The 2,429-nt window shown below is 60.6% G+C and carries 3 protein-coding genes; 1 reads left to right on the top strand and 2 read right to left on the bottom strand.

The window, feature by feature from the left end; genetic code table 11:
• Nucleotides 1-301 precede the first annotated feature (301 nt).
• On the bottom strand, nt 302-433 hold the full coding sequence (locus tag LRG07_RS13975; protein WP_255773346.1) for a hypothetical protein: 132 nt from the start codon (nt 431-433) through the stop codon (nt 302-304).
• Between the two features lie 43 nt (nt 434-476).
• Nucleotides 477-824: a helix-turn-helix domain-containing protein gene (locus tag LRG07_RS14120; protein WP_370641546.1), complete on the bottom strand. Its 348-nt coding sequence runs from the start codon at nt 822-824 to the stop codon at nt 477-479.
• Nucleotides 825-882: 58 nt separating this feature from the next.
• On the opposite strand from LRG07_RS14120, the gene LRG07_RS13525 reads away from it, so the two are divergent.
• A complete protein-coding gene (locus LRG07_RS13525; RefSeq protein WP_238642709.1) occupies nt 883-2,070 on the top strand; it encodes a site-specific integrase in 1,188 nt (395 codons plus the stop codon).
• Nucleotides 2,071-2,429 lie beyond the last annotated feature (359 nt).

The following is a 2,429-nucleotide window of genomic DNA, read 5'->3' on the forward strand; positions in this document are numbered from 1 at the left end:
CCTTCAGTCACCCCTCTATCCCGCCGACCTCATAAATCTTTTCTAATCAGCGCGTTGTGAGATTTTTTACGCCTGATAAATTTGTCACACATGGTATACCATTTCTCAGACATACCGACGGGATAGAACGGCCCACACTCCAGCCCGGGCTAGCCATTAACCTTCTGAAATTATTGGCGTATTCGGGGGCGTGGGTCGCAAAGCGGACCTACAGCCCGCGTACCTGTCCCGTTAATCCCGCTTGGATAGCCTGGCAACCGCTGCAACCCGGGCAGATTCACTAGACGGCCTAAGGAGCGGTTCAGTGGCAGGGCCGCAACTCTCGGGTGCGGGTGGTGGGATGATCCTGGATCTGGGCGGCCATGCCCTCAAGGTTGCGCCAAATCTTCGCCCCGTTTTGCTTAAAAGACGCAACGATGATGCGCGCCACCATCGTCGTCTCCGCCCTTTTCCGGGGAGGGGTCAGGCAGCACAACCTACCCCCGGCGGCGGATTCGGCCGCGGGCTGTCACCGGCTCGCCGCGGGCTGCCTTGTTGGCGATATCTGCGATGAGCTCAGGGCTCATACTGATCGTGTGTGTGCCGTCGCGATCTACGTGGAAGTGGACACCATGACGTCGCAGCGCTAGCTCAAGCGCTTCTACCGTTTCGAGTCGAGGCGAGGATTCTTGGCGTTCGAGGACGTTGAGCGCTGCAACGCCAACACCAGCTTCCTTGGCCAAGGCCTTCTGGCTAATCCCAAGGATGGCGCGCGCCGCCCTGAGTCTTGCTGCCACCGCGGCCACATTATGTCCGCGAGAGCGCTCACGCGATGTCTCAGACATGGCTTAGTATGTCTCCATCATCTTTAGCACTGAAACGTTCGTGGCGGAGGGCTGGAGCATGCCGAAGGTAAAGCTCACCGAGCAACGCATTCGGGATACCCACGTTCCCGCAGGACAGAGCAAAGTCGCGCTTTTCGATACTCAAACGCCCGGGCTGATGCTCGAGCTCCGCGCTACCGGCTCGGGCACCTATTACCTGCGGTACACCACCAACCAAGGCCGTATCCGCTTGTTCAAGCTCGGCCGTCTCGGCGGGCTAAACTTGGCTGATGCCCGACGGGCAGTCCGTCATCAGCATGCTCGGATCGCGCGTGGCGAGGACCCAGGTCAAGAGCGGGCTGATAACCGCAATGCGCCAACATTGGAAAGGTTCGCCCAGGAGCGCTACCTCCCGCATGCAAAAAACGACAAGCGCTCATGGAAAACCGACGAGATCCTTTTACGGCGGCACATCCTCCCGCGTCTTGGCAACTACGCTATGAGCGAGATCCGACGAACCAACGTCTACGAGCTAGTCCACACGCTGCGCCAACACTATCGCCCAGCTACGGTAAACCGCGTGCTCATACTGCTTCGGTACATGTACAACCTTGCGCTTGAGTGGGAGATTCCCGGGGTCAACGCGAACCCGACCGGGCGGATTCCCATGCTAAGGGAAAACAACAGGCATGAGCGCTATCTCCGCCCGGAGGAGACTCACAGGCTGTTCGCGGAGCTGGATCGCTCTGCGAACCCCCTGCTGCGTTATATCGTGCCGATGCTCGCGCTGACCGGCGCCCGCTGTGGCGAGGTCTTGCGGGCACGTTGGGAGGATCTCGACTTTGACCTCCGGCTCTGGCGCATCCCCCTACCCAAAAGCGGCGAGGCTCGACATGTACCACTCTCTGACCACTTGATGCGATTACTACGAGACCTTGACACCTATGAGCACAGCCCTTGGGTGTTCCCGAACCCCCGAACCGGCAAACCATTTTTCGGCATTTACAAGGCCTGGCACTCGGCTCGCAAGCGCGCCGGGCTGCCCGATCTGCGCATCCATGACCTACGGCACTCTTACGCGTCGCTACTCATCAATAATGGCTACTCGCTCTACGAGGTGCAGAAACTGCTCGGCCACACACAGATCACGACCACGCAACGCTACGCTCATCTAAGCCAGGAGCGACTGCTCGCCGCCTCCAACGACGTCGGCCGCGTGCTCGAGCCGATGAGCAACGCCGTTGCAGACCAAGGGCCACGCCGATGAACCCCTACACCCCGCGCGCCCTCGACCCAAATCGTACAGGGCACCCGGGATCGGCTCCATGGCGAACCCTCCGCCCTACATTTGAGCTTCGAGCTCGAGACTCTGTAGGGTTACGTCGCCGTGCACACCTGGCTGCAGGCCCGGGTGGGTGGCCTCGAGGAGTTGGCGTTGACAGTTAGAGATCCGCGAGCAGCCCTACGGCCTGGTCCTGCAGGCCCCGATGGGCCCGTGACTAGGGTATACGCTGGAGGGGTGGCTCGATCTGGTTAATCCCGCATCCGGCGCTCACCTCCGGCCGTGTTACCGTCGCCTGACCCGCTCGATTCCCACTGGATGGCAGAAACACCCGATGAGCCAGC

Origin of the sequence: Halorhodospira sp. 9622 (genome assembly GCF_022228025.1) — a bacterium.
Classification (GTDB): domain Bacteria; phylum Pseudomonadota; class Gammaproteobacteria; order Nitrococcales; family Halorhodospiraceae; genus Halorhodospira; species Halorhodospira halophila_A.

Excerpts from the sequence above, each read along its gene's own strand:
- LRG07_RS13975 (WP_255773346.1), bottom strand. The coding sequence starts at position 433 with ATGGTGGCGCGCATCATCGTTGCGTCTTTTAAGCAAAACGGGGCGAAG.
- LRG07_RS14120 (WP_370641546.1), bottom strand. The coding sequence starts at position 824 with ATGTCTGAGACATCGCGTGAGCGCTCTCGCGGACATAATGTGGCCGCG.
- LRG07_RS13525 (WP_238642709.1), top strand. The coding sequence starts at position 883 with ATGCCGAAGGTAAAGCTCACCGAGCAACGCATTCGGGATACCCACGTT.